15 protein-coding genes and 1 other RNA gene are annotated in these 20,400 nt (G+C 62.6%); 6 read left to right on the forward strand and 10 right to left on the reverse strand.

All coding sequences use genetic code 11. The annotated features are described in order from the left end of the window. Positions 1-85 precede the first annotated feature (85 nt). Together KW842_RS24590 and KW842_RS24595 are read left to right on the forward strand one after the other, a co-directional pair. On the forward strand, positions 86-1,003 hold the full coding sequence (locus tag KW842_RS24590) for a PEP-CTERM sorting domain-containing protein (protein WP_218306762.1): 918 nt from the start codon (positions 86-88) through the stop codon (positions 1,001-1,003). 146 nt (positions 1,004-1,149) lie between these two features. Beyond that, complete coding sequence (locus tag KW842_RS24595) at positions 1,150-3,558, forward strand: TonB-dependent receptor (protein ID WP_373925237.1); 2,409 nt, start codon at positions 1,150-1,152, stop codon at positions 3,556-3,558. A gap of 3 nt (positions 3,559-3,561) precedes the next feature. On the opposite strand, the gene KW842_RS24600 is transcribed toward KW842_RS24595, so the two are convergent. Beyond that, the gene (locus KW842_RS24600) at positions 3,562-4,773 is read right to left on the reverse strand and encodes a glycosyltransferase (RefSeq protein WP_218306764.1); all 1,212 of its coding nucleotides are present in this window, start codon (positions 4,771-4,773) and stop codon (positions 3,562-3,564) included. Positions 4,774-4,904: 131 nt separating this feature from the next. Between KW842_RS24600 and KW842_RS24605 the strand changes: the two genes are divergently transcribed. Together KW842_RS24605 and KW842_RS24610 are read left to right on the forward strand one after the other, a co-directional pair. Beyond that, the gene (locus tag KW842_RS24605; protein ID WP_218306765.1) at positions 4,905-7,688 is read left to right on the forward strand and encodes a response regulator; all 2,784 of its coding nucleotides are present in this window, start codon (positions 4,905-4,907) and stop codon (positions 7,686-7,688) included. Positions 7,689-7,690: 2 nt separating this feature from the next. Then, positions 7,691-9,799 carry a bifunctional diguanylate cyclase/phosphodiesterase gene (locus KW842_RS24610; RefSeq protein WP_218306766.1) on the forward strand — a complete coding sequence of 703 codons (2,109 nt, stop codon included), beginning with the start codon at positions 7,691-7,693 and terminating at the stop codon, positions 9,797-9,799. A 43-nt stretch (positions 9,800-9,842) separates the two neighbouring features. Here KW842_RS24610 and KW842_RS24615 read toward each other — a convergent pair whose 3' ends face one another. From KW842_RS24615 to dnaX, 4 genes are read right to left on the reverse strand one after another with little or no spacing between them, the layout of a single operon-like run. Next, positions 9,843-11,060 carry a CaiB/BaiF CoA-transferase family protein gene (locus KW842_RS24615; protein WP_218306767.1) on the reverse strand — a complete coding sequence of 406 codons (1,218 nt, stop codon included), beginning with the start codon at positions 11,058-11,060 and terminating at the stop codon, positions 9,843-9,845. Continuing rightward, positions 11,057-11,647 (reverse strand): recombination mediator RecR, encoded by a 591-nt coding sequence (gene recR, locus KW842_RS24620; RefSeq protein ID WP_218306768.1) that lies wholly within the window; start codon positions 11,645-11,647, stop codon positions 11,057-11,059. The genes KW842_RS24615 and recR overlap by 4 nt, the downstream gene beginning before the upstream one ends. Before the next feature lie 6 nt (positions 11,648-11,653). Beyond that, positions 11,654-11,980, reverse strand: a complete 327-nt coding sequence (locus tag KW842_RS24625; protein WP_090191704.1) for a YbaB/EbfC family nucleoid-associated protein — start codon at positions 11,978-11,980, stop codon at positions 11,654-11,656. Between the two features lie 36 nt (positions 11,981-12,016). After that, entirely contained in the window at positions 12,017-14,554 is a 2,538-nt protein-coding gene (dnaX, locus tag KW842_RS24630; protein WP_218306769.1) for a DNA polymerase III subunit gamma/tau, read from the reverse strand. 159 nt (positions 14,555-14,713) lie between these two features. Between dnaX and KW842_RS24635 the strand changes: the two genes are divergently transcribed. Beyond that, entirely contained in the window at positions 14,714-15,184 is a 471-nt protein-coding gene (locus KW842_RS24635) for a hypothetical protein (RefSeq protein WP_218306770.1), read from the forward strand. 34 nt (positions 15,185-15,218) lie between these two features. Here the strand turns inward: KW842_RS24635 and ffs are convergent. Together ffs and ubiD are read right to left on the reverse strand one after the other, a co-directional pair. Next, an RNA gene (gene ffs / locus KW842_RS24640) (signal recognition particle sRNA small type) lies at positions 15,219-15,317 on the reverse strand. A 15-nt stretch (positions 15,318-15,332) separates the two neighbouring features. Then, on the reverse strand, positions 15,333-16,817 hold the full coding sequence (gene ubiD / locus KW842_RS24645; protein WP_218306771.1) for a 4-hydroxy-3-polyprenylbenzoate decarboxylase: 1,485 nt from the start codon (positions 16,815-16,817) through the stop codon (positions 15,333-15,335). Positions 16,818-17,305: 488 nt separating this feature from the next. Between ubiD and KW842_RS24650 the strand changes: the two genes are divergently transcribed. Next, the gene (locus tag KW842_RS24650; RefSeq protein ID WP_218306772.1) at positions 17,306-18,205 is read left to right on the forward strand and encodes a lytic transglycosylase domain-containing protein; all 900 of its coding nucleotides are present in this window, start codon (positions 17,306-17,308) and stop codon (positions 18,203-18,205) included. A 408-nt stretch (positions 18,206-18,613) separates the two neighbouring features. Here the strand turns inward: KW842_RS24650 and KW842_RS24655 are convergent, their stop codons facing one another. From KW842_RS24655 to ribH, 3 genes are all read right to left on the reverse strand, one after another. Further along, a complete protein-coding gene (locus KW842_RS24655; protein WP_218306773.1) occupies positions 18,614-19,231 on the reverse strand; it encodes a hypothetical protein in 618 nt (205 codons plus the stop codon). A gap of 186 nt (positions 19,232-19,417) precedes the next feature. Further along, on the reverse strand, positions 19,418-19,888 hold the full coding sequence (gene nusB, locus KW842_RS24660; protein ID WP_218306774.1) for a transcription antitermination factor NusB: 471 nt from the start codon (positions 19,886-19,888) through the stop codon (positions 19,418-19,420). A gap of 20 nt (positions 19,889-19,908) precedes the next feature. Further along, positions 19,909-20,397, reverse strand: a complete 489-nt coding sequence (ribH, locus tag KW842_RS24665) for a 6,7-dimethyl-8-ribityllumazine synthase (RefSeq protein WP_154367982.1) — start codon at positions 20,395-20,397, stop codon at positions 19,909-19,911. Positions 20,398-20,400 lie beyond the last annotated feature (3 nt).

A 20,400-nucleotide genomic window follows, 5' to 3' on the forward strand; every position in this document is an offset into this window, starting at 1 on the left:
ATTTATAAGGATCTCACCGCACTGGCAAGGCTTTTGCTCTTCACTGCTTACGGTCCCGATTCCCGGGACCCTTTGAGGAGCACACATGAAAACCTACCACTCCGCGCTGGCTGTCGCCATGCTGGCCGCCACCATGCTGGCGCCGCTGACCGCCAGCGCCGGCCCCACCCTGGGCTTTGATCCCAACGGCACCGGCACCTACACCACCTATGCCGACCTGTGGACCAATGTCACCGACACCGGCCTCGCCACCGGCTTCATTCCCGGCGCGATTGTCGGCCCCGGCGCTTCCGCTCCCTACCTGACTGAGCTGCGCTCGCAAATGGTGGTTGGCACTATGTCAAACAGCAACATCCCCGCCATCGTCACGCCCGCCGGCCTGAACAGCACCTTTGAAATCAGCAAAGTGGTGCGCTTCCAGGAACTGGTGACGGCGCAAACCGCCACCACCGTCAACTTCGGCATGCCCGCCACCCAGTCAGCCGCGATGGATGTCGATCCGCTGCGCGCCGGCGTGCAAAACCTGGCCATCTATCTGGATAACATCACCGACGGCAGCCGCGCCATTCCGGGCAACGGCGCCAATACCGTGCGCTGCTATGGCGCCGGCTCCACCTCCAGCGGCTGCGGAGCTGGCGGCGATGGCGACGGCATCCTGATCCTGTCCGGCCACCTGGTGTTCAACGAAGCCAGCTTCAGCGCTTCCGGCGCGGTCGGCACCGGCTCCTTCGATTCGCGCTTCATGATCGATTACGTCGATCCCAACTACCTCGACGTCGTCACCGGCTCGATCTTTGTCGACAAATTCACCGGCACCACCAACGTGCCCTCCTTCTTCACCCCGACCATGATGTGGGACGGCGCGACGCCCACCACCGTGCCCTTCCTCAAAGTGGACTCGTCGCAAAGCTTCGCCACCATTCCCGAGCCTGCCACGCTGGCGCTGATCGGGCTGGGTTTTGCGGGTCTGGCGCTGGGCACGCGCCGCAAAGTGCAGTCCTGACCGCAGCAACGCAGCAACAGCCGTAGTGGGCTTTTCATAGCGGACCCGGCGCAACAGCGCCCTGTCCGCTTTTTTTGCCTCTGGCTAACAGCTCGTTTTTACCTCAAAATGGAGATTAAATCGTCTAACCGGAGAAAACTTTGCGTGTGATTCAACAAAGTCTGCCCCTGCGCCTGTGCGCCAGCGCAGTCACCCTGGCACTGGCCAGCATGGCTGCACCGGCCAGTTTTGCGCAGGATACCGAGCAAGTGGTCGTCGTGACGGCCCAGAGCCGCAGCCAGCAGGTGCAGAACGTGCCCATCGCCGTGCAGACCTTGTCCGGCGCCTCGCTCAAGGACATGGGCAATGGCAACCTGGCCGATGTGGATACCTTCGTCCCCGGCCTGTCCATCGACACTTCACAATCGACGCGGCCGTCGATCTTCCTGCGCGGCGTTGGCACGCAGGACTTCGGCATCGGCACCGACTCGCCGGTTGGCGTGTATATCGACGGCGTCTATGCCGGCAAGACCGGTGGTTCGCTGTTGAATTTTAACGACATCAAACGCGTCGAGGTGCTGAAAGGCCCGCAAGGCACGCTGTTCGGCCGCAACGCCGCAGCAGGCGCCATCTCGGTGGTCACCAATGAGCCGACGCAACGGATGGAAGCCAACGGCTTGCTGCGCGTCGGCAGCCAGCACACCGTCCACGCGGAAGCGCTGTACAACACGCCGCTGAGCGACAATCTCGCGCTGCGCATCTCCGCCATCAGCCAGGAATATGACGGATGGGCACGCAATGCCTACAACGGCAAGCGCATGGGCGACGAAGGCGACCGCGGCCTCCGCGCCGCGCTGCGCTGGCAAGGCGACTCCGCGTCCGCCACGCTGAGCTGGGAGCACGAGGTGATGCGCGCCAGCGGCCCGGCGGTATTTTCCGTCACCGGCAACAAGATCAATTACGCCGGCCCATCGACCTGGACCAATCCATTCAACACGCAGCTGAACAACGATGCCGAGCCGAATATGCAGGGCCGCACCTTTGACGGCGTCACGCTGCGCGTGGAGAAGCCGCTGTCGTTCGCCACGCTGACCAGCACCACCGCCTATCGCCATTTCAATTCGCAGAACTGGCAGGACAATGACGCCGGCGCCAACAAGGCCACCGATCTGTCCACCGGCAATGTCGAATCGAACAGCACCTGGCAACATGAATTCAAGCTGAGTGGCCAGAGCGGCGCCATCGACTGGGTCAGCGGCGTCAGCGCCTATCGCGAGCGCGCCACGTCGATTCAGAGCGTGTCCGCCACCACCACCTCGCTGGACACGCTGATCAGCCGCGCCGCCGGCCTGTCGCCCTACGCGACGCTGACCGCACTGGCGCAAGGCCTCGGCAAGGCGACCGGTAACGCCGCGCTGCAAAGCGTCAGTCTGATGGGCAATCCGTGGACCGAAGCCATCTACGACAAAGGCGAATACCGCGCCTACGCCGTCTATGGCGACGCCATCTGGCATGTCACCGACAAGACCAATCTGACACTGGGCGGCCGCTACACCCACGATCAGAAATCCTTCAGTTGGTACAACCCGGCGCGCGTGGCGCCCGGCCTGGACACCACGCTGGCCGCGCTCAACAAAGCCAACTTCTTCCCGACGCTGGTCGGCGCCAAGCTGCTGACGGCGCAGCAAGCCGCCTTGCTGCAAGGCGTGACCGCCAATAACATTCAGTTCACCAATCCTGGCTCGTCCAAGGCGGCCTTCACCTCGTCGCGCAGCTGGGACAATTTCAGCCCGCGCGTGGTGCTGGACCAGCATCTGACGCCTGATCACATGGCCTACCTGTCATGGAGCAAAGGCTATCAGGCTGGCGGCTTCGACGGCGTCGGCGTCAACGGCCAGTACGACGAAGAACTGGTCACCAATCTGGAAGCGGGCATGAAAGGCGCCGTGCGCTCAATCGGCCTGAACTATGCGGCCTCGGTGTTCCACTACAAGTACACCAACCTGCAAAGCCTGACCCTGGTGCCAGCCAGCGCCACCAGCGGCATCCCGAGCTACCAGATCGTCAGCAGCAACCAGGGTGCCACCGGCGTCGATCTGGAAGCGCAATGGAAGCTGAACCGCATCTGGCGCCTGAGCGGCTCGCTGGAATACCTGGACCAGACCTATGACACGTATGTCGCCCCAACCGGCGTCAACCTCAGCGGCCAGCCGGCCGGTGCGCCTTATCTCAGCGGTTCGGCCGGTGTGGCCGCCAGATGGCCGGCATGGAACGGCAATGCGGACTTTAACCTGATGTACGGCTACAAGGGCGAACAGCGCTGCAACACCGATACACGCCAGACCGGCACCTGTCTGCAGACCGGCGAAGTCGGCGCCGGCAAGGCGCGCGAGCGGGTCGATATGCGCCTGGGCTGGTCGGCCCCGTCCGGACGCTGGGGCGTTGGCCTTGTGGTCAACAACCTGACCAACAAGCAGTACGTGTCAGTCAGCACGCTGGGTTCGGCGGTCGGTTCGCCGTATGTCTACATCACCAAGCCGCGCGTTATTGCGCTGGAGCTGCGCGCGCAGCTGTAATCGTCAGACGGCTGGTCCGGGCAACTGGGCCAGCAACCCTTCCAGCCGCGCACCGGCGTCGTAGTGTTCGAACTGCTGCGCTACCGCTTGCGCCGCCACGCGCGGTTCCGGTTCCAACAGCAGGCGTAGCGCCGCATCGCGCACCTGCTGCTCGGTCAGCCGGTCCGAGCGCAACAGTATTCCAGCGCCGCTGCGCAGCACCCCATCCATATTCAGGTATTGATCCAGATTGCCGGCGATGCCCAGCACAGGAACGCCTGCGGCCAGGGCCTGCTGGCTGGTCGGGCTGCCGCCATTGCAGATCACCAGCCGCGCGCGCCGCGCCGCCAGTTCTCCGGGCAGGTAGCTGGCGACGCGCGCATTCTCCGGCAGCTGTTCGGGCGCGCCGGCGCCGGCGGTGGCGGCCATCACAGTCAGCGGCAGCGAGGCCAATGCTTGCAGCACCAGCGGCAGCAACGCGCCCTGCCCTGAGCTGCCCAGCGTGACGTAGGCGATATCTCGCCCATGCGGCAAGGCGTCCCACCACGACGGCAAGGCCGTCGGCGGCGACCATGTCACAGGACCGAGGTAGGAATGCGTGCGCGGCAAATCGTGTGCACGGAACATTTCGGGCGTGTCGGTGTACAGCACATAGTCGGCGTCCGTATAGATGCGCCGCAGGTCCCATCCCAGCGATGGCAGGCTGTAGCTGCGCCGCACGCGGTTCAGTGGCCGGCTGTGCAAGGCAAACGCCATCGGCCGCACAAGACTGAACAGCCGCTGCGCCAGCGGAACCGGCAGCCAGCGCGACAGCGGAATCGCCGGCACGCGATAGCGCTGCGCCACATAGGGGCTCCAATAGGCATTGATCAACGCCACGTACGGCACCTGCATGTGGCGCGCGCTGACCGATAGCGACAGGCGAAAATCGCCGATCACCACGTCCGGGCGCACCTTCTGCAACAGGCGCAGGTCGTCCAGCACATATTGCGCCAGCGTAGCGTCGTCATACACCGGCTGGCCTTTCGCCAGCGCCGCCAGGAATTGCGCGCTGGAGATGCTGTGCACGCTCCACAGGCTAAGGTCGCTGCCTTGCAGGAAGGCGTCATAGCCGGTCGCACAGGCAAAGTGCACTTCGTAGCGATGCCGGTCCAGCGTCTGCGCCAGTGCCAGCGGACGGCCAAGGTGCGCCAAGGTCACTGCCTCGGCGACAAACAGGATTTTTTTGCGTTTCATTCCCCTAGCTTGCAACGTTTATCGGCGCCTTCTTTGAGCCAGCGCAAACGTGCGCGATGTGATGCAGATCAATGTAGAGCTCGCCTGATGCAGATATTTTTCTTATTGGCATTTATGGATGGGCGCACGCGATGTTTCACTTTGAACGTTCCGGTCTGAGCCAGAAACTCACCCTCATGTGCGTACTGTCCACTGGCAGTGCGCTGCTGGTGCTGCTGGTGTTTGCCGCCACCTCCGTGCACAGCCGCAGTGAAGATGAGCGTCAGCAATTGTCAGCGCTGGCTGGTGTCATTGGCAGCAATAGCCGGATCGCGCTGATGTACGCCGATGTCGAGCAGGCACGCCTCACGCTCGCCACGCTGGCGCTTGAAGAAGACATCCTGCAAGCCGCGCTGTATGACAGCCGGGGCAAGCTGCTGGCGCGCTACCTGTCGCCACGGCTGCCGTCCGGCCAATTGAGTCCGGAACAACTGGCGCTTGCAGCCGCTATGCCCGATCTGCACGCTGATCGCAGCGGCCCGTTCTGGTCGCCAGCGCTGCGCATCCAGCGCGTACTGCGCGATGGTGACACGCCTGCTGGCGTGGTGATGGTCGAAGCCTCGCAAACAGGAATTTGGCTGGACATTCTGAAAAACCTCGGCGCCGCCATTACGGCTGCGCTGCTGACGTTCATGATGGCGCTGCTGACGGCGGCGCGCTTCAAAGGTAGCATCGCCGAGCCGGTCGGCAAGCTGATCGGGGCGGCACAGCAGGTCAGCCGTGGCCAGCCGACGCCGCGCATCCCCCATCAGCGCGACGACGAACTGGGCGCACTGATCGACAGCTTCAACGATATGCTGGCCCAAGTTGAAGGCCGCGACGCCGCGCTGGCCGAATACCGCGATCAACTAGAGCGCCAGGTCAGCGTGCGCACCGAGCAGCTGGAGAAAGCCAAAAACGCCGCCGAAGCCGCCAGCCAGGCCAAGAGTGCTTTCCTGGCCACCATGAGCCATGAAATCCGCACGCCCATGAACGGGGTGCTGGGCATGACCGAGCTGCTGCTGGCCACCCGCCTCAGCGAACAGCAACGCCACTACACCAGCATGGTCAAGCGCTCCGGTGAGCATCTGCTGGTGATCATCAACGACATCCTCGATTTCTCCAAGATCGAAGCGGGCAAGCTGACGGTGGAATACATCCACTTCAATTTCCGCGACCTGCTCGATGATATCGACAGCGTGTTTTCACCACAGGCCCAGGCCAGGGGCTTGCAGCTGGAACTGGACATTGCCCACAACATTCCACTCAGCGTTTGCGGCGATCCGAACCGGCTACGGCAAGTCATCTTCAATTTGCTGGGCAACGCCATCAAGTTCACCGATGCTGGCCAGATCACCGTCAAGGTCGCGGTGGCGCGCGAAGATGCGCAAGCGGTGGCGCTGCGCTTCGAGGTGCACGATACCGGCATCGGCGTGTCCGCTGAAGCGCGGGCGCGCATCTTCGACTCCTTCTCGCAGGCCGATGGTTCCACCACCCGCAAGCACGGCGGCACCGGACTGGGCCTGGCGATCTCAAAACAACTGGTAGAGCTGATGGGCGGCACGATAGGCGTCGAGCATGCGCTAACTCAAGGCTCGGTGTTTTGGTTTGCCGTAAATTTTGACAAACGCCGCGTCGATATTGACGACCCCTCTACCGCCACCCAAGGAATTCGCGCTTTGATTGTCGATCAACATCCCGCCAGCCGTGCCGCGCTGGAGCGGCAACTGGCGTCCTGGGGTATCGCTTGCAGCTGCGCCGGCGCGATCGAGGCACTGCCCGAACTGGTACGGGCGGCCAATGACGGCCATGCCTATGATGTGGTGCTGCTCGACATGGAACAGCCGCGCACCTCCGGCCTGGCGCTGTGCGACGCGATCCGTAGCGCGCAAACGCCGGTGCGCACGGTGCTGCTGAGCACCGAACGCAACGCCGCCGACTACGTCCAGCAGCGCGAGGCTGGCGTCGCCTTCCAGCTGATCAAGCCAGCGCGCGAATGCGACCTGTACGACGCCGTGGTAACGCCGATGCGCGGGCGTGATGCGCGGCCGGCGCTGGCCCCGGCCGCGCCGCCGGTCAGCGCGCCCAGCACCGGCGGCGCGCCCGGTCCACGCTCGCGCCAGCGCCGCAAAGTGCTGCTGGCCGAGGACAATCCGGTCAATGTGGAAGTCGCCAGCGCCATGCTGGAAGGCCTCGGCCTGGAGGTCAGCCGCGCCCGCAACGGCGAGGAAGCGCTGCACTCGGCACAGGCCGACGACTTCGACCTGATCCTGATGGATTGCCAGATGCCGGTGATGGATGGCTTCGCCGCCACCGGTGAAATCCGCCGCCACGAACAGCAACGTGGCCGCGCGCGCAGCCTGCCGATCATCGCCATCACCGCCAACGCGCTGCAGGGCGACCGCGAGTCCTGCCTTGCCGCCGGCATGGACGACTACCTGAGCAAACCCTTCACCCAGCAGGCGCTTGGACAGACGCTGTCCCGCTGGATCAACCTGCCACGCGTGGCGCCTGCGCCTACGGAAGCGCCGCCACCGGACAACGACATCATCCAGCAACAGGCCCTGGAGCATATCCGCGCGCTCAGCCCGGCCAATGGCGACGCGCTGCTGGAGCGTGTGCTGCAAGCCTTTCTGGACGACACGCCACGCCATCTGCACACCATCCGGCAAGCCATCGCCAGTGAGGATGCGGGCCAGATGCGCAAGGCTGCGCACAGTCTCAAATCCAGCAGCGCCAATGTCGGCGCGCATGCACTGGCGCAGCGCTGCAAGGAACTCGAACAGCTGGGACGCAACCACACCACCGCCGGCGCCGCTGCCTTGCTGGCTGATATGGAACGATCTTTCCAGGCCGCGCGGCAGGCGTTGGGAGCATTACTGGAAAAGGAATTCTGATCATGGCTACTTCCCCCAAGCGCGGCCTGGTGCTGGTCGCAGACGACGATCCCACCATGCGGCTGCTGATGCTGGAAATGCTGGCGCAGGTCGGCCTGGACGCCATCGAGGCCGAAGACGGTGTCAAGGCGCTGGCCTGCTACCAGAGCGTGTCGCCCGACCTGGTGCTGCTGGATGTGGATATGCCGGGCCTGGACGGCTTTACCGTATGCCGCGAAATCCGCAGACTGGAAACCCATGCCACGGTACCGGTCATCATGGTCACCGGCGGCGACGAGCTGGAATCGGTGACCCGCGCCTACGAGGCCGGCGCGACGGATTTCGTCTCCAAGCCGATCAACTGGCCCATCCTCGGTCACCGGGTGCTGTACGTGCTGCGTGCCAGCGACGCCATCAGCCGCCTGCGCATCGCCGACGCCCAGCATCGCGCCGTGCTGGCGGCGATACCGGATACCTTCTTCCGCATGAACAAGGATGGCTACTATCTGGATTACGAACAAGGGAACGAGGCCAGCAATGTCTGCGCCAGCGAATTGTGCGTCGGCCGCCACCTGAGCCAGGTGCTGCCGCCTGATATCGCCAACAATATGTTGACGCAGGTGCGCAGCGTGCTCGATACGCAACGCATCCAGTCGCTGGATTACGAACTGCCGCCGCCCGGCCCGTCACCGCTGCCGATGCGGCATTTCGAGGCGCGCCTGGTGGCTACCGGGCCCGACGAAGTGCTGGGGCTGGTGCGTGATATCAGCGAACGCAAGCGCAGCGAAGAACAGATACGCCGGCTCGCCTATTGCGATTCGCTGACCGGCATCCCCAACCGCCAGGCCTTCCTGGAAACGCTGGAAGCCGAGCTGGTGCGCTCGCGCAAGGCCAACAAGAAATTTGCGGTGCTGTTCATGGACCTGGACGCGTTCAAGCGCATCAACGACACGCTGGGCCACGATGTGGGCGACCAGCTGTTGCAGGCCGTCTCCGAGCGGTTGCGCGACACTACCCGGCCGGGCGACCTGGTATCGCGCACCGAATCCGGTACCAACCTGGCGCGGCTGGGGGGCGACGAGTTCACCATCCTGATTCCCGATCTGGAACGGGTGGAAGACGCGCTCAACGTCGCTCATCGCGTCAAGGAGGCGATGCGGCGCCCTTTCATGCTGGAGCCGCATGAAATCTTCGTCACCGCCAGCATCGGCATCTCGCTGTATCCGCAGGACGGCGAAGATAGCAACTCGCTGCTCAAGTATGCCGACACCGCCATGTACCACGCCAAGAACTGCGGCAAGAACAACGCCAAGCTGTACAGTGCGTCGATGACGATGCAAATCATGAGCCACGTCAAGCTGGAAGTCGGACTGCGCAAGGCGCTGCAAAACGATGAGCTGTACTTGCTGTACCAGCCGCAGATCGATGTCGCCAGCGCACGCATCACCGGCTGCGAAGCGCTGGTGCGCTGGCGGCATCCCGAGCGCGGCGTGATCTCACCGACAGAATTCATTCCGCTGGCAGAGGAAACCGGCCTCATTGTGCCGATTGGCGAATGGGTGCTGCGCGCCGCCTGCCGGGAGGCGATAGCGTGGCAGGCGCCGGACAAGCCGCCGGTGCGGGTGGCGGTGAATCTCTCCGCCAAACAATTCAAGGATGAGAACCTGACGCAGATCGTGCTGTCAGCCCTGCACGACACCGGCCTGGCGGCCGAGCTGCTGGAACTGGAGCTGACCGAAGGCACGCTGATGGACGACGCCCGCGCAACCATGGTGACGCTGGAACAACTGCGCGGCATCGGCGTGCGCTTGTCGATCGATGACTTCGGCACCGGCTACTCGTCGATGAACTATCTGAAGCGCTTCGACGTGCGTGCGCTGAAGATCGACAAAAGCTTCATCAGCGGCCTGCCGCTGGATTCCGAAAACGCCGCCATTACCCGCGCCATCATCGCCATGGCGCACGGCCTGAAAATGGCCGTCGTCGCCGAAGGCGTCGAAACCGACGCCCAGCTGCGGCTATTGGAACAATACGGTTGCGACATGGTCCAAGGCTATTACCTCGGCCATCCTTCTACACCCGACACCATCAACCGCATGCTTGCCAGCCAGTCCGCGCTGGCGATGACATGATCACAATCAGCGCCAGGTGTTGCATACGATCCCGGATTAGCCCTTACAGCACGCCATCCTGCTTCATCGCGGCGATGGCCTCGGCGCTGTAGCCGAGGGATTGCAGGACTTCGTCGTTATGCTGCCCCAGCGTCGGGCCCAGCCATTTGGTGTGGCCCGGCGTGGCGGAGAGTTTCGGTGAGATCGCGGGCAGCTTGACCGGCGTGCCGTCGGCGAACTGGTGCTGCTCGAACATGTCCCGTGCGAGGAATTGCGGATCGCTCATCATGTCGCGCACCGAGTAGATTTTGCCGGCCGGGACGTCGGCCGCTTTCAGCACCTCCAGTGCGCTGGCTATGGTTTGCGTGCCGCACCAGGCCTGGATCGCAGCGTCGATCATCTGCGTGTGCTTGACCCGGCCATCGTTGCGCTCCAGCTCGGGATTGCCGGCCAGGTCGATACGCCCCATCGCCAGCACCAGCCGCTTGAAGATCGCATCGCCATTGCCGGCGATGACGATGTTCTCGCCATCCTTGGTGGTGTAGGTATTGGACGGCACGATGCCAGGCAGCGAACCGCCGGTGCGCTCGCGCACCACGCCCGCGTGATCGAACTCCGGCACCAGCGATTCCATCAGGTTGAACACAGACTCATACAAGGCCACGTCCACCATCTGCCCCTCACCTTTCAGCTTGCCGCCGGTGGCGTCGCGGTGGCGCAAAGCCATCATCGCGCCGATCACGCCATGCAGCGCCGCCACCGAATCGCCTATCGACACGCCCACCCGCACCGGCGGACGGTCCGCATGGCCGGAGACATAGCGCAAGCCGCCCATCGATTCGCCGATGGCGCCGAAGCCCGGCAAATCCTTCATCGGCCCGGTCTGACCGAAACCGGACAGGCGCACCATAATGGTGGAGGGATCGACGGCCTTCAGCTGCTCATAGCCAAGCTCCCACTTCTCCAGCACGCCGGGACGGTAATTCTCGATAATGATGTCAGCTTCCAGCGCCAGCTTGCGCGCGATCTCGCGACCTTGCGCATGCTTCATGTTCAGGGTCAGCGATTTCTTGTTGCGCGACTGCACCGACCACCACAGCGAGGTGCCGTCTTTCAGCACCCGCCATTTGCGGATCGGATCGCCGCCATCGGGCGACTCGACCTTGATCACTTCCGCGCCAAACTCCGCCAGCATGCGTGCACAAAAAGGGCCCGCGATCAGCGTGCCCAGTTCCAGTACCTTGATGCCCTTCAGCGGGCCGGAAGTGTTTTGAGAGGTCATGTCGCCCTTCGATCCAGCATGGCGCGGGCTATGGTGCCCGCATCTACATATTCGAGCTCACCGCCGACCGGCACGCCGCGCGCAAGGCGGCTGACGCGCAGGCCGCGCGCCTTCAGCATCTCGCTGATGTAGTGCGCAGTCGCCTCGCCTTCGTTGGTGAAATTGGTGGCCAGCACCACTTCGGTGACCAGCCCGTCGGCGGCGCGCGCCACCAGCTTTTCCAGGTGAATGTCTTTCGGGCCGATGCCGTCCAGCGGCGACAAGCGCCCCATCAGCACGAAGTACAGGCCCTTGTAGGTCAGCGTCTGCTCGATCATCAGCTGATCCGCGGGCGTCTCGACCACGCACAGCAGGCGGCGGTCGCGCTGCTCGTCGCTGCAGGTGTCGCACACGTCTTCTTCGGTGAAGGTATTGCACATCGCGCAATGATGCACGGCGCTGACCGCCTGATGCAAGGCGCGCGACAGCATGTCGGCGCCTTCGCGGTCATGCTGCAGCAGATGGAAGGCCATGCGCTGCGCCGACTTCGGTCCGACGCCGGGCAGCCGGCGCAGCGCCTCCGTCAGGAATTCCAGCGACTTGGCCATGGTGCCTTAGAAAGGCATCTTGAAGCCGGCTGGCAGATTCATGCCGGAGGTCAGGCCGCCCATTTTTTCGGCGGCGGTGGCTTCTGCTTTGCGCACGGCGTCGTTGAAGGCGGCGGCCACCAGGTCTTCCAGCATGTCTTTGTCGTCAGCCAGCAGCGATGGATCGATCTGCACGCGCTTGACGTCGTTCTTGCAGGTCATGACCACTTTGACCAGGCCGGCGCCGGACTGGCCTTCGACTTCGATCAGCGCCAGCGATTCCTGGGCTTTTTTCATGTTGTCCTGCATGGCCTGGGCTTGTTTCATCAGGCCGGCGAGTTGGTTCTTCATCATGGTGGAATTCTCCGTGTTGCGAGGTTAAAGAAGTGATCAGGCAGCCGCTGCCGCGCCAAATTGCGGCGGCACGATGGAGCTTGGGACAACCCAGGCGTCCAGTTCGCGGATCATGCTGTTCACGAAAGGATCGTTGGCGATGGTCTGTTCGGCCGCGCGCTGGCAGGCTTCGCGGTAGGCATGCGCCTCGGCGCTGGCGGTGTACCAGACGGCGCCCAGTTCGCTGTCGACACGTACCGGGCGGCCGAAGCGTTCGCTCAGTGCGCTGGTCAGCTTCTCGATATTGCCCGGTGTGCGCCAGGTTTCGATCGGCACGCGCAAGGTGAAGACAGCGGCGTTGCCTTCAATGCCGCAGCGGACCATCTCGGCTTGCATGGCCAGTTGCTGGGCCGTGCCACGCAATGGCAGCGCGGCGGCGACTGCCGGCCAGTTGCCGTCCCAGTTCAGTTCTGGCACCGGGGTGACCACGTATGCATAAGGGGCCTTGGCTGGTGCAGGCGCCGCGCGGGCCGGCATGGCGATCGCGTGCGGGTCATCCGGCTGCCCGGCGTGTGCCGATGGGGCGGCCGACGGAGCTGGCGCGTACGGGTGCGAGGACGGTGCGGCGATGGCGCTGTCGTCCGAGAACTCGGTGACCCACGGTGGCAGGTCATCGTCCTCGGCAGCTTGTTGTTTGGCTTGCGGTGCAGGAGCGAGCTGTTGCGGCGCAGCCTGTGGCTGAGCAACGCGGACAGGCGCTTCCAGAACAGCGGCGCCACCGTCTGCGGCTGGCGGCATATCTTCCCATGGCGCAGGTCGTGCAGGCGCAGCCATCTGCGCACTTGGCGCGGATGCAGCAGCTGCGGCAGGCGCTTGTGGCGCGGCGGCGGCTTGCGCTGCGGCTGGCGTGTGAGCGGCGGAAACAGGCGCGGCTGGTGCCGGACTGCTGCTGGCCGGACGCGCGCCGCCCGGACGGGAAGCAGCGCGTGCAGCTTCCAGCGCGGCGTTGATGGCTGCACGGGCTGTGCTGATCGGCGCTCCGGAAGATGGCGCCGGTGGCGCGCTCGGCGCAGCCGCTACAGCCGCAGGTGCCGCAGCAGGCATCGCCGGAGCCGGTATTGCAGGCGCAGCCGAAGGTGATGCGGCGCTCGCGGCGGCCACTGCTGCCGCAAGCGGCGATGGCGGCGCGGCCGATGGCGCGGCGACTGCTGATGGTGCGGTGGCGGACAACGCCGCTGCTGCCGGAGACGGCGCAGTTGCCAATGCTGCTGGCGACGCCATTGGCGTCCCGGCTGCCGGCGCCGATGGCGTCGCGTTGTTACGCGCTATTGCGGCCGCGCCGGAGATCACCGACGGCGGCACCACGCTGGCGTGGCTGGCTTGCACATTCGCCGCCGCTCGGGCTGGCGAAGCGCCGGCTGCGGCGCGGGCCGAAGCCATCGCCGCCTGGCGCGATACCGCAGGCGCTGCCGCTGGTTGTCCCTCTGCCCCGCCTACGCCGGGACGAAAGGCCAGCATCCGTAGCAGCGTCATCGAGAAACCGGCATATTCATCCGGCGCCAGGCCCAGCTCATTGCGGCCGTGCACAGCGATCTGGTAATACAGCTGCACCTCTTCCGCATCAAACGCCGCCGCCAGGCGCACGATATCAGCGTACTCAGGCAAATCCTCCGGCAACGCGGCAGGCACCGTCTGCGCCAGCGCAATCCGGTGCAGCAAGGTACCCAGATCCTGCAAAGCGCCGTTATACGACAGGCTGCGCGTCGCCATCTCGTCGGCCACCGCCAGCAGATCGGCACCGTCGTGCGCGGCTAGCGCATCCAGCAGACGTATTAAATAAGACTGGTCCAGCGCACCCAGCATGCCCTGCACAGCATCCAGCGTCACCGCACCGGCCGCATAGGCAATCGCCTGGTCGGTCAGCGACAGCGCATCGCGCATCGAACCATGCGCGCCAGCCGCCAGCAAACGCAGCGCCGGCTGTTCAAAGGTAATCGCTTCCTGGCCCAGAATATTTTCCAGGTGGCCGATGATGTGGCCCGGCGGCATCTGCTTCAAATTGAACTGCAAGCAGCGCGACAGCACCGTCACCGGAATCTTTTGCGGATCGGTGGTCGCCAAAATAAATTTGACGTGCTCCGGCGGTTCCTCCAGCGTCTTCAGCATCGAATTGAAGGCGTGGTTGGTCAGCATGTGCACCTCATCGATCATATAGACCTTGAAGCGCGCATTGCTCGGCGCGTAGACCGCCTGCTCCAGCAGCTGCGCCATTTCATCAACGCCACGGTTGGATGCCGCATCCATCTCGATGTAATCGACAAAGCGGCCGCTATCGATAGCGGTGCACGCCTCGCACACGCCGCACGGCGTCGCGGTAATGCCGCCATTGCCATCCGGGCCCACGCAGTTAAGCGACTTGGCCAGAATCCGCGACAAGGTGGTCTTGCCGACCCCGCGCGTGCCGGTAAACAGATAAGCGTGATGCAGGCGGCCGCTATGCAAAGCATGCGTCAGCGCGCGAACCACGTGCTCCTGGCCGACGAGGGTTTCGAAGTTCTTCGGGCGGTATTTACGGGCGAGGACTTGATAGGACATGCTGGGATTTTACCGTAGATAGCGGATGCCAAAGCGGCCATTGTAACAAGTCGAGACTGGATTAGGTAAGTCCACCATTCCGCTCTACAATTTGTTTTTCTTTTAACATGCAAAAAATGAAAAAATACGCTCTGATTCCGCTGCTACAAGCCGTCCGGCGTGGTGCTGACCCTGGTTCACGGCAGCGAGCGGCAAGCGTTGCCGGCGCTGTCGCCGGAGTTTCGCCTGACGCTGGCGCCGAATCCCAAATGGATGACGGACGACACCAAAATCATGACCAGCCTGCCGAAAGAAGAAAAGTCCGCCATCAACTACGACGTGCTCACGCCACTGCCGGAAGGTGTGCAGTGGAACTACACGCCGGTAATGAGCAGCGTGGGCCAGATGAACCAGGCGATCAAGACAATGGCCGGCGCGCTCAGCATGTTTGCGCCCAGCGTCAAGCTGGTGGTGTTCAAGTTCGCCCACCCTGCCCAGTTGAAGGTCGGCGGCGCCACCTATAACACCGACGCCAAAAATCAGATCAAGCTGAAGCCGGAAGCCGCATGGCTGAAGGAAAATCCGCTGATGGCGGCGTCCGAACGCCCCTTACGAAGCCGAACTCGACGGCGAATGAAAAAAGCCATGTGATCCGTTTCGGAGCACATGGCTTTTTCTTGAATAAGGAGGCGAGCCTGATCTGCGGCACTTATGGTGAACGGCTGTGGCTGCTTCGTTCCCGACCTGACCAGGTTGACCATGCCACAATGCGCAGGGGCCCGCCAGACTGCATTATACCTTACAGCCCCAATTCCTGCCAAATCTGATCGACACGCGTTTTCACCTCCGGCGACATGGTAATCACCGTGCCCCACTCGCGCGTGGTTTCGCCCGGCCATTTATTGGTGGCGTCGATGCCCATCTTGCTGCCCAGGCCGCTGACCGGCGAGGCGAAGTCGAGGTAATCGATCGGCGTATTGTCGACCAGCGTGGTGTCGCGGGTCGGATCGACGCGGGTAGTGATGGCCCAGATCACCTCGTTCCAGTCGCGGATATTCACATCCTCATCCACCACCACGATGAACTTGGTGTACATGAACTGGCGCAGGAAGCTCCATACGCCGAACATCACGCGCTTGGCGTGGCCAGCATACTGCTTCTTGATCTGCACCACCGCCATGCGATAACTGCAACCTTCGGCCGGCAGATGGAAATCGGTGATCTCGCTAAACTGCTTTTGCAGCAGCGGGATAAATACCTCGTTCAGCGCCAGGCCCAGCACGGCCGGCTCATCCGGCGGCTTGCCTGTATAAGTAGAGTGATAGATCGGATCGCGGCGCATGGTGATGCGGTCGATGGTGAATACCGGGAACTGGTCCTGCTCATTGTAATAACCGGTGTGGTCGCCATACGGCCCTTCCAGCGCATGCTCGTAGCCGGACGGATGGTTTTCATCAGGATAGATATGGCCTTCCAGCACGATCTCGGCCGAGGCTGGCACGCGCAGCTCGCTGCCGATGGCCTTGACCAGCTCGGTGCGGCTGCCGCGCAGCAGGCCGGCGAACTGGTATTCCGACAGCGAATCCGGCACCGGCGTCACCGCACCTAATATAGTAGCGGGATCGGCACCCAGCGCGACGCACACCGGATACGGTTTGCCCTTGCTCTGTATGGCGTGCTCGCGGAAGTCCAGCGCGCCGCCGCGATGCGCCAGCCAGCGCATGATGACCTTGTTCGGACCCAGCACCTGCTGGCGGTAGATGCCCAGATTCTGGCGCTTCTTATTAGGACCTTTGGTAATCACCAGTCCCCAGGTAATCAAAGGCGCCACGTCGCCAGGCCAGCAGTGCTGAATCGGCAATTTCGACAAATCGACATCGGCCCCTTCCCACACGATTTCCTGGCACTTCGCGCCGCGCAGTTCTTTCGGCGCCATATCCCAGACAGCCTTGACCAGCGAGCCCAGGCCCATCAGGTCCTTGAAATCCTTCGGCGGCTCCGGCTCTTTCAGGCGCGACAGCACATGGCCGATCTTGCGCAGTTCACTGACATCGCTGGCGCCCATGCCCAGCGCCACGCGCTTCGGCGTGCCGAACAGATTGGCCAGTACCGGCATGGTGTGGCCGGTCGGATTCTGGAACAGCAAAGCCGGTCCACCGGCGCGCAAAGTGCGGTCGCACACCTCGGTCATCTCTAAATGCGGCGAAACAGGGGTCAAAATGGGTTTAAGTTCACCCATTCCTTGCAGTTGAGAAATAAAATCTCGCAGGTCGGAATATTTCATCGGTTTTTAATATTTTCTTACATTAAAGCGTACTGTTTAAAAATACAGGTCAAGTGGTTGATTTTATTGGTTTTCCACCGAACACAAGGCAAAATTCTAGATTTAAAAGTTATAAAGACGGTTGTCGTTAGTATTGACTTGATATAAAACGCCTCATACAATCCACCCTACTTGAAGAGAGCAGGTCTCTGGACCTCATGCGGACGACATAAAGTCGGCACTCATTCATTCACGGAGTCGGGGCTCCACATGACATTTTAAGGAGTGTTTTCAAAAGGCGTCTGCCTTCCTCCCCGAAAGTAGTTGTATTGCATTCTGGTTGACTCCCGTTGGAGAGATCAGCAACAAGCAAGCAATGATGGCGCTCCCATCGCACGCTCCCAGCGGCGAAGAGCGAATATTTCTGATGCACGGCATGAGCATTACCTGGTTTAGCTGCGTTTGACGCTGGCGGGGACCTGCTTTTACGGACATTTCAGGGGAACTTTATGATTAATAGCTTCACCGGTGCAACTTCGTTTGCCCGTTCCATGGCTAGCCAGCCAGCCGCGTGGTTCTCCACGACGCGCATTTCGGCAAAGGGCGTGTTGACCACCGCCCAACACACGCTGACCATTGTTGGTGTGACCGCTTTAGTAGTGATGGCAGTACTGTTTGTCCGTCCTGATCTGGCCAAAGCCCTCAGCGACAGCCTGAACCGCACGCCGGAAGCCGAAGTGCCAGCCGTCATCGCGCCGCCGCTGTCGGCCCTGATGGAAGCACCAGCAGCCGCTACCGCGACGGCTACCGCCAGCAGTGAACCGCTGTCGGCTGAAGACAAAGCCCTGCTGGGTTCGGAAAAACAGCAGAAATGGGTAACCAGCTGGTTGTCCAAGCGCTACCGCGTGGCGGGCGACGCCACCAATATGCTGGTGTCGACCGCCTATCTGACGGCGCGCGAGATCAAACTCGATCCGCTGCTGATCCTGGCGGTAATGGCGATTGAATCGGGCCTGAACCCGTTCGCTGAAAGCCCGATGGGCGCGCAAGGCCTGATGCAAGTCATGTCGAAGGTGCACCACGAGAAGTTCCAGGAAATGGGCGGCCTGCAAGCCGCACTGAACCCGGTCGCCAACATCCGCGTCGGCTCGCTGATCCTGAAGGATTACGTAACCCGTGGCGGTTCGGTGGAAGCTGGTCTGAAGACCTACGTCGGTGCTGCCGCTTTCGCTCACGATGATGGTTATGGTGCCCGTGTTCTGGCGGAATACAGCCGCCTGAAACAGGTTTCGACAGGCAAGAAAGTGCCAACCTTTACTCCGGTAATGGCCGCAGCCCAGCCTAAAGCCGCAGCGCCAGTCGCTGCAACCGAGAAATCGGTAGAGGATACGCAGATCGCTGGTCTCTGATCAGCCCTGCTCCGCACGAAAGCCGCCTTGGTCAGGCGGCTTTTTTTATTTGAACACCTCTTTCAACGACGCTGCCTCGGGCACGACGTCACTCCACTCTGCCAGTTGCGCTAGATTGGCTTTTGCCAGCTTGCTGCGGACTGTTTTGGGTATCGGCCCGAACCGCCGCGTGAGCTGGCGCTCCAATTATGCGCGCCTTGCGCCAGCCATGCTGAAACAATAACTTAGTGAGTTGCCACTTGGCGGCATAGAGCTCATCCGCATCATGTCGGGCCTGCTGCGTGACCAGGTGCGCCAGCGCGGCTTTCCACGGCAGGTCGTAACGGGCTGAGGTGGCGTTTGTCATCCAGCCAGTCTAAAACCACCTGTCACTTGGCCATGTTGAGATAAAACAAAAGCGCTAACGGTTTATGAGCAAGGACCAACGACCAGTTTGCCGGTGTCGCGGAAAGGATCGCGGCCGCCGCTGAAGTTGTTGGAGGCGGCGCGGTAGCACACGGCACTGCCACCCGGCAGAATGAACTTGGTAATGCGCGTGCCGTCCGCTGCAATGATCTCCACCTGGCGCGCCCCGCCGCCGCGATACGCCTTGGCGATGGCTGTACCCAGCGCGGTGTCGTCGTTAACCAGCTTGCGGTCGCGCTGGGTAAAGGATTCTTTCAACGCCAGCTTGTCAGCCGCCGCCGCGCCTTTGATGGCGCGCTGTTTCAGATCATCCTGCGGCTTCACCGGCAAGGCAAACGGGTCGGACGGCAGCGTGGGCGCCGACTCGGTCATCGCTGCCGCCTCCGAGGACGGCGCGTCGGCCGGCATGGCCGGCATGCTGATCGCCTGCGGCGTCCTGGCGGCGACTGCGGCGGCAGGTACCGGAGCCGGTGCCATGCGCACGTGCGCCGGCGGCTTCGCAGCTGGCTGCGCAGCCAGCGCAGGCGGTTTAAATGGCGTCAGGAGGTAGGTAATCGGCGCATGCGGCTTGTCAGCCAGCGCCAGCGGCCGCTGCGGCGACTTCCAGACCAAAAACGCCAATAGGTGCGCAGCGGCGATAACCGCCAGCCATCCACGCCGCCGCCAGCTGGGTCGATGCAATTCGATGATGCCGCTCCAGATTACTGAAAAAGCAATTCTGCGCAGCGCACGTTAGCAATGTCAATCCAGAAATAAAAAAAGCCACCGCACGCTACCGTGGGTGGCCTTTAACGATACCGGAAACGCTTAGCGCTTCTTGTCGGCGGCGACTTCTTCCGGACGCAGCTGGGCGGCCAGCTTGTCCAGCACGCCGTTGACGTATTTATGGCCGTCGATGCCGCCGAACGACTTGGTCAGCTCCACCGCTTCGTTGATGACGACGCGGTAAGGAATTTCCAGATTGTTCTTCAGCTCGTACGTACCGATCAGCAGCACCGCGTGCTCGATTGGCGACAGCTCGGAAACGCCACGGTCCACCAGCGGCGCGAACGCTGCGCGCAGCTCGACCGACGAACCGATCGCACCGTTCAGCAGCACCGTGAAGTGCTCGGCATCGGCCTTATCGAAGCCGTGCGCGCCGCGGATGTGGTTGACCACCGTCGAGGCGGATTCATTGTTCAGCAGCCACTGATACAACCCTTGCAGCGCGAACTCGCGGGCGCGGTGGCGCGGCGTGCGGTTCTTACTTGGGTTGGCGTGCAAAGTCTTCTCGTTCATGTTCTACCTTTTATTATTAATTACTCGTCGTCGCCCTGATCCTGGTTCAGTTCTTCCAGGGCGATGGTCAGATTGGCCATCTCAACGGCGACGCGGGCGGCGTCGGCGCCCTTGACGGCCATGCGGACTTCCGCCTGCTCGTCGTTCTCGGTGGTCAGGATCGCGTTGGCGATCGGAATGCCGTAGTCTAAGCCGATGCGGGTGATGCCTGCGCCCGATTCGTTCGACACCAGCTCGAAGTGATAGGTCTCGCCGCGTATCACCGCGCCCAGCGCGATCAGCGCGTCGAACTGCTGCGACTCAGCCATTTTTTGCAGCACCAGCGGCACTTCCAGCGCGCCCGGCACGGTGACGTGCAGTACATCTTCGTCCGCCACGCCCAGGTGCTTCAGCTCGGCCAGGCAGGCCGACAGCAGGCCGTGGCAGATGTCTTCGTTAAAACGGGCTTGTACCACGCCAATGCGCAGGTCTTCGCCGTTCAGATTGGTTTCGTAGCTTCCTACGGTCATGAT

The sequence above is a fragment of the Duganella sp. sic0402 genome, assembly GCF_019219065.1.
In the GTDB taxonomy this organism is placed as follows: domain Bacteria; phylum Pseudomonadota; class Gammaproteobacteria; order Burkholderiales; family Burkholderiaceae_D; genus Rugamonas.